The 6,553-nt window shown below is 62.4% G+C and carries 7 protein-coding genes; 3 read left to right on the forward strand and 4 right to left on the reverse strand.

Translation table 11 applies throughout. From position 1 onward, the window contains the following. Positions 1–5 precede the first annotated feature (5 nt). The 4 genes from QP908_RS05005 to upp form a co-directional block, all read right to left on the reverse strand. Positions 6–1,433, reverse strand: coding sequence for an NAD(P)H-quinone dehydrogenase (locus QP908_RS05005; RefSeq protein WP_005281545.1), 1,428 nt, complete (start codon positions 1,431–1,433; stop codon positions 6–8). 70 nt (positions 1,434–1,503) lie between these two features. After that, positions 1,504–2,694 (reverse strand): M20 family metallopeptidase, encoded by a 1,191-nt coding sequence (locus QP908_RS05010; protein WP_284771796.1) that lies wholly within the window; start codon positions 2,692–2,694, stop codon positions 1,504–1,506. Between the two features lie 78 nt (positions 2,695–2,772). Further along, positions 2,773–3,135, reverse strand: a complete 363-nt coding sequence (locus QP908_RS05015) for a helix-turn-helix domain-containing protein (RefSeq protein WP_284771791.1) — start codon at positions 3,133–3,135, stop codon at positions 2,773–2,775. 54 nt (positions 3,136–3,189) lie between these two features. Further along, positions 3,190–3,774 carry a uracil phosphoribosyltransferase gene (gene upp / locus QP908_RS05020; protein WP_284771797.1) on the reverse strand — a complete coding sequence of 195 codons (585 nt, stop codon included), beginning with the start codon at positions 3,772–3,774 and terminating at the stop codon, positions 3,190–3,192. 108 nt (positions 3,775–3,882) lie between these two features. On the opposite strand from upp, the gene QP908_RS05025 reads away from it, so the two are divergent. The 3 genes from QP908_RS05025 to QP908_RS05035 are packed head-to-tail and all read left to right on the forward strand — an operon-like array spanning position 3,883 to position 6,363. Beyond that, positions 3,883–4,161 carry a chemotaxis protein gene (locus QP908_RS05025; protein WP_239270040.1) on the forward strand — a complete coding sequence of 93 codons (279 nt, stop codon included), beginning with the start codon at positions 3,883–3,885 and terminating at the stop codon, positions 4,159–4,161. Beyond that, the gene (locus tag QP908_RS05030; RefSeq protein ID WP_239270039.1) at positions 4,162–5,070 is read left to right on the forward strand and encodes a C40 family peptidase; all 909 of its coding nucleotides are present in this window, start codon (positions 4,162–4,164) and stop codon (positions 5,068–5,070) included. Between the two features lie 54 nt (positions 5,071–5,124). Further along, positions 5,125–6,363 (forward strand): SatS C-terminal domain-containing protein, encoded by a 1,239-nt coding sequence (locus QP908_RS05035; RefSeq protein ID WP_239270038.1) that lies wholly within the window; start codon positions 5,125–5,127, stop codon positions 6,361–6,363. Positions 6,364–6,553 lie beyond the last annotated feature (190 nt).

Consider the following 6,553-nt stretch of genomic DNA (forward strand, 5'->3'; position numbering starts at 1 on the left):
GAGGTTTATTCCAGGTCATCGTGGGCCACCAAGCGGCGGGCGGCCTCGGTAATGGTGCCGGAAAGCGATGGGTAGACCGCGAAAGAATCGGCCAGCTGGTTCACCGTGAGCTGGTTGGTCACCGCCATCGCAATCGGCAGGATGAGCTCGGAGGCGGTCGGCGCGACGATGACGCCACCGATCACGCGGCCGGAGGTAGCACGGCAGAATAGCTTGACAAAACCGTGCTGCAGCGAACGCATCTTTGCACGCGGGTTGGTATTGAGCGGCATGGTAATGGCGCGGGCGGCGACCTCACCGGCCTCGATCTCGGCCTGGGTAAAGCCGACCGCGGCGATCTCCGGGCGGGTAAAGACCGCGTTAGCCACGGTCTTCAGGCGCAGCGGCGAGACGCCTTCACCGAGCGCGTGGTACATCGCCACGCGGCCCTGCATCGCGGCCACGGAGGCAAGCGGGAAGAGATCGGAGCAGTCACCGGCTGCGTAAATGCCGGCAATATTGGTGCGCGAGACGCGGTCTACCTGGATGTGGCCAGACTTCGCGGTTTCCACGCCCACGTTTTCCAGCTTCAGGTCCTTGGTATTCGGGACGGAACCAATGGACATGATGACGTGCGAGCCATGGATCTCACGGCCGTCCTGCGTGGTGACCAGCACGTTGCCGTCCTCAGTGCGGTTAACGGTTTCCACGCGGCAGTTCTTTTCCAGCTCCACGCCGCGCTCGCTCAGCACGGTTTCGAGGACGTCGGCGGCATCGGCATCATCATGCGGCAAGATGCGATCGCGCGAGGCCACCATCGTGACCTTGACGCCCAGCTCGGCGAAGGCCGAGACGAACTCGGCACCGGTGACACCGGAACCCACCACAATGAGGTGCTCTGGCAGCTCGGTGAGGTTATATACCTGCTGCCAGGTCAGGATGCGCTCGCCATCCGGCTGGGCGCCGGGCAAAATGCGTGGGGTGGCGCCGGTAGCAACCAAGACGAGATCCGCATCCAGCGTCTCCTCGTGGCCATCCTCGTTGAAGACCGCGGTGACCTTGTGCCCGCCGAAGGCATCGGCCTGCTGATCCTCCGGGAAGTGCGCGCGGCCATCGATAACGCGGGCACCCAGGGAATCCATGGTATTGCGGATATCACCGGATTGCTTAGCCGCTAGGTCCTGCACGCGCTGGTTCAGCGCGCTGATGGAAAGCTGTGCCTTGCCGATGCCCTCGTTCAGCTCCATGTCATCCGCGCGGCGCAAGTCCGTTTTAATATTGGCGCCGGCGATGAAGGACTTGGAGGGAACACAGTCCAAGACCACGCTATTGCCGCCCATGCCTTGGTCTTCGATGATGGTGATTTCCGCGCCGTACTTGGCGCCAGCCAGCGCTGCCTCGTAGCCCGCTGGGCCACCGCCGATGATGACAATTCGCTTGGTCTGGTTCAACACGCAATTGCTCCTTTATAGGCTCCACTTTTAAAGTCGCCTACGAGTCTAACCCGTAGGTAACCCCAGCGCGTTAGTCCGCCTGCGCATTCTCCCCCATAAATTGCTCGACGACGGCCCCAAAAAGCTTAATGCCCACACCAATTGCCCGCTCATCCACGATGAGGTCGCCCATGTGCAGATCGTGCTGCTCCCCCTCCCCGGACCAGCAACCAAGGCGCGCCATGGAACCGGGTACCTTTTCCAAGTACCAGGAAAAGTCCTCCCCGCCGGAAGACTGCGGGGCCTGAACCACGGCCTGCGGGTCGATGGACTGTGCGGCAGAAGCGAGTATGGCGGTAGCGACGTCATCGTTAAGCACCGGCGGGACACCTCGGTTATAGGACAATTCGTGCTCTACCCCTACCGGTGCAAGGATCTGATCCACTAACTCCGCGAAGAGTTCCTGCATCTGGCGCCAGATGGTGATATCGGCGGTGCGCATCGTGCCGGTCAGCATGCCGGTTTCCGGGATTGCGTTAGGGGCGTAGCCGGAATTGACCTGGCCAAAGACCAAAACCGTGCCGGTGCGCGGGTCGACGCGGCGCGACAGCAGCGCCGGCAGCTCCGTAATAACCTTGCCCAGCGCATAGACCACGTCCGCGGATAGGTGCGGGCGCGAGGTATGCCCGCCCGGGCCCTTAATCTTGAGCTCCACTACGTCCGTTGCGGAGGTAATGGCCCCGGCGCGGATTCCGATGCGCCCCACGCGCAACTTCGGCTCGGCGTGGATGGCAAAGATGGAATGCACGCCTTCTAACGCGCCCCAAGAAATAACGTCGGTGGCCCCGCCGACCCACACCTCCTCTGCCGGTTGGAAGATGACGCGAATGCCCAGCTCCAGCTCATTAACCCGCTGAAAATCCGCCAGCGCGCACGCCAAGCCGAGCGCCACGGTAGTGTGCACATCGTGGCCGCACGCGTGCATGGTCCCGGGCTTCTCGGAGGTAAACTCCAGCCCTGTTACCTCCGTGATGGGCAGGGCATCGATATCGGCGCGGAAGGCCAAGCGGCCAAGCTCCGTGTCCGGGCCGATGTCTACCATGAGGCCGGTGTGCGGGAAGCGCTGCGGCTCAAGCCCGTAATCCGCAAGGATATTCGCGATGTAATTGGTGGTTTCCACCTCTTGGTTCGCCGTTTCCGGATTGCGGTGGATATGGCGCCGCCACGCGATGACCTCCGCACGGTGAGCATCGAACCACTCGTTAATAAACTCCGAGATCACGCGCACGCCTCCCTGTTGCTGGACTATCTCTTGGAGGCAGTCTACAACTAGACCATGCGGTTCAGTAAGTCAGGGTGGTTAGCCCCGCGCATTACTAAAGCGCCGCTGGTTGATGTAGTCCTGTGGAAAGGGCGCCACGTCTTCTACCCCGAGCACGGCGGAGTCTGCCAAGTGGCCCTCCACCACGTCCCCACCGGCCGGCAAGAGGACCGCCGGCGGGATTTCTAAAACCAGCGCCAGCTTGTACACCGTGGATAATTGCGGGTCCGCCATGGTGTGTAGGCCATTTTCATTGCGTTCCAGGTTAGAAATCTGGCTGCGCGATACCCCCGAAATATCCGCAAGCACTTGCTGGGATACCCCGCGCCGCTCGCGCACGCGGCGCAGTTGTTGCGAAAATCCGTAGCCGTAGCTCGACCACATTAGTTGAATAAAACTCACGATCTTTTCCCCCTTTTGAAAGCCACCTTCGGGCTTTCAGGGAGAAATACTAGCTTAAAGATCGATATTGCGCGGGCCGTATAGGCGATCGCCGGCATCGCCAAGCCCCGGCACGATATAGGCATCCGCATTGAGTTCAGGGTCAATGGCGGCGGTGACGAGGCGAACGGGAAGGCCCGATTTCTCCAGCGCATCCACGCCGTTTTGGGCCGAGACCATGCAGATGGCAGTGATATCGGTAGCGCCGCGGGCGGCCAAGAGGCGCAGGGCGTGCAGCAGGGATCCGCCGGTGGCCAGCATGGGATCAACGACGAAGACGGTGCGCCCGGTGAGGTCTTGCGGCAGCGCCTCCAAGTACGGCACGGGCTCGTGGGTTTCTTCATCGCGCGCCATGCCGATGAACCCGACCTGGGCATCCGGAATCATCGACAGGGCAGGATCCACCATGCCGAGGCCTGCGCGAATGATGGGCACGATGATGGGTGGATCCTGCAGGCGGGTGCCTTGCGCTGTGGCAACCGGGGTTTCGCAAGCGAAGTTTTCTACCGCCAAATCGCGGGAGGCTTCATATACGAGCATGGTTCCCAGGTCCTTGAGCGCGGCGCGAAAAGCGGAGTTATCACTGCGCGCATCGCGCATCAGGGTCAGGCGGGAAGCGGCAAGCGGGTGGTCTACGACGTGGATATCCCTGCCCACTACTTTAAACTTTTTGGGAACCACTTGGGCCATTGGCCAGTCCAATAGGGCATGAGACCATTTCAGATAGATACCGCCCACGCCCGCCATTTAGCCCGTGACCTGCACGCGAACGCGCAGGGAGACAATCCACCCCACCCGGCATTGCCCGAAGATTCGGCCTTTACCAGGTTCAATGAAGCGGTCCATGCCGCCTTAGACAATATTGGGGCGCGGATGACCATGCTGCGCCACGATATGGGGCACATCGCGCAGTCTTCCTTCCAGATGTCGCGCGAGGCGGAAGACTCCGATGCGGCGTTGCGCGACTCCCTCGGGGCGGCGATCTAAGTGCTTGCTACCGCCATTAAAAACATCGCCGCGCTGCAGCCTTCGCCGCTTCCCGATGTCCAACTTCCCCGCGTCCCAGATCTCTCCGCCGCGCAACCGCTGGCGGATATCGCGCACGGCGATGCCTCGCAGCTTATCGCCGCCGCGAACCTCCTCACCGGCGATAACGAGACCGTCTCCGCAGTACTTGGCCAGGCCCGAGGCCTCGTTACGGCGGCTGCCGGCGATATCTTTGGCATCGGCACGCAGCTTATCCAGGCCGCGGCGCCCATCGCGATGGGATTAATCTCCCTCGATCCCGCCTCCCGCGCCGCAGCGCTTGCGTCCCTTCGCACCGTAATAGACGAGCACATTGGCTTGGCGATGGCCCGAGTCAACCGCCTGAAAGACGAGCTCACCACCACCGCGGCGGCCCTGTTGCCCATCTCCCAGCGGCCGGTGGAATCCGCCGTCGGCCAGCCCCAGCAGGCCACGGCCGCCGCGGCGACGCATAGCGCCGTGGCTCCTCCGGCGGAGCTCGGTGCTGCACCCGCGCCGCACCCATCAGCGGGCGCAGAAGCCGGCTCGGAGGCAGGCCGCGCGGCCGTGGCCGCGGCTAAGAGCCAAGTGGGCCAGCCCTATACCTGGGGCGGAACCGGCAACGGTGGCTTTGACTGCTCGGGGCTTACTCAATGGGCCTATTCCCAGGCAGGGGTGGATATTCCGCGCACGGCGGACCAGCAGGCCATCGGCAAGCAGGTCAGCGCCGATCAGCTCCAGCCCGGCGATCTGGTGGTCTGGGATGGCCATGTGGCGATGTATTCCGGCAATGGCGAGATTGTGGAGGCCGGGGACCCCGTGCAGACCAACCCGCTGCGCACGAATAATATGGGCATGCAATTTAAGGGTTTTTGGCGGCCGACTGCCTGACAAGGCCCCGGCAATTCCGCGCGGCAGCTGGGGCGTTGGGTAGACTAAAAGCTCATGAGTACCCGTGCGATTGTGCCTATTAAGCTCTCCTTGACTGAGGGCGATTTTTATACCCTCTGGGCGCCCAAGTGGCGCGAAAATGGCTCCGAGTGGCAGGCCTTTTTGGGCGACGATGACTCCGTTTTGGTCTTTGATTCCCCCGCTGAGCTGCTGTGCTACCTCGAGTCCGATGCCAAGCATGACCTGCTGGATCACCCGCAGTGGGAGCATTTTTCCGCCCGCCCGGCGCACCGCGTCACCCCGGCCAAGCGCGATGAATACGATCTCATCGGCATGCCAGAAGCCCTCGCCGGCCGCCCCAGCCACGCCAATGTCTCCACCGTGGCGCGCGACCTCGAGGTGGCATCCGCGCTTGCCGATGTCGCCGCTGCCGAACAGACCACCATCTTCTTCGCCACCCACTCCATCCTGCGCAACGTCTCCCGCGGCGCCGACCACTACTCCGGCGAGCAGGGAATGAACGAATGGACCGGCGTCGGGCGGGTCATCTTGACCAACTGGAAGAAGGTCATCGCGGATCTGGATAAGCACGTCCGCGTGGTTCCGAGCGATGAATTCGACGCCGCCGCTATCTCCGATGCCGAAACCCGCATCTCCGAGGCAGCGAGTGCCGCCGACGCTGCCGCCAAGGAAGCCGAAGAAAAGCGCAAGGCCGCAGCAGACGCCGCCGATCCTTATGACGAGTCCCCCTGGGCCGCCGCCGGAATCGACCCGATTAAAATCACCGCGCAGTCCAAGTCCGTCTACACGCTGCGCACCTACCTGGACGGCAAGCCCATCTTCTTGGGCAAGTGGGGCGAAATCTTTACCTTCGATTCCTCCAAGACCCTGGTGCGGTGGCTCATCGATAATGATGACCATGACTTAGCGCGCGTGTCCACCTGGCAGGACGTCGTCACCGCAGCCAACGCCGGCGAGCTAGAGGTGCAGGTCCACCCGGATAACCAATATTCCTTCAATGGCATCGTGCGCGATATTGAAAAGGGGCCCGAAGCGGTCGACTCCGACCAGCTAGCCCGCTGCTACGAGGTCTGCGCCGATGCCGCGGACTGGGCCGGGGACGATTCCATCAACTCCTATATGCTGGCCAATCCGCGCTTGCAGGACTACCTCGGCTACATGCTCGGTTCCACCGAACACGCCGGCTACGTCCCGTCGAAGCCCTATAACGAGCACGCCGAGTCCTGGAAGGGCCTCGAGAACATGCTAATTAAGCGTTTTTCCCGCTTTTAGGCTTTTACTCTGCCCTGCGGACTACCGGCTCTAGCGACCTCAGCTGCCGGTATCGGCCACTAACCGCCAACCGCCCCAGTCCAACCACTCCTCATAGTGGAGCGTGGACTGGGTGACGCGCGACGCTATTTAGTACCGGTAGGGCGGTATCGAGTACCGACCGGTGCGGATATCGGGTACCGGGGGTAGT

The organism is Corynebacterium sp. MSK204 (assembly GCF_030229885.1).
Taxonomy (GTDB): Bacteria; Actinomycetota; Actinomycetes; order Mycobacteriales; family Mycobacteriaceae; genus Corynebacterium.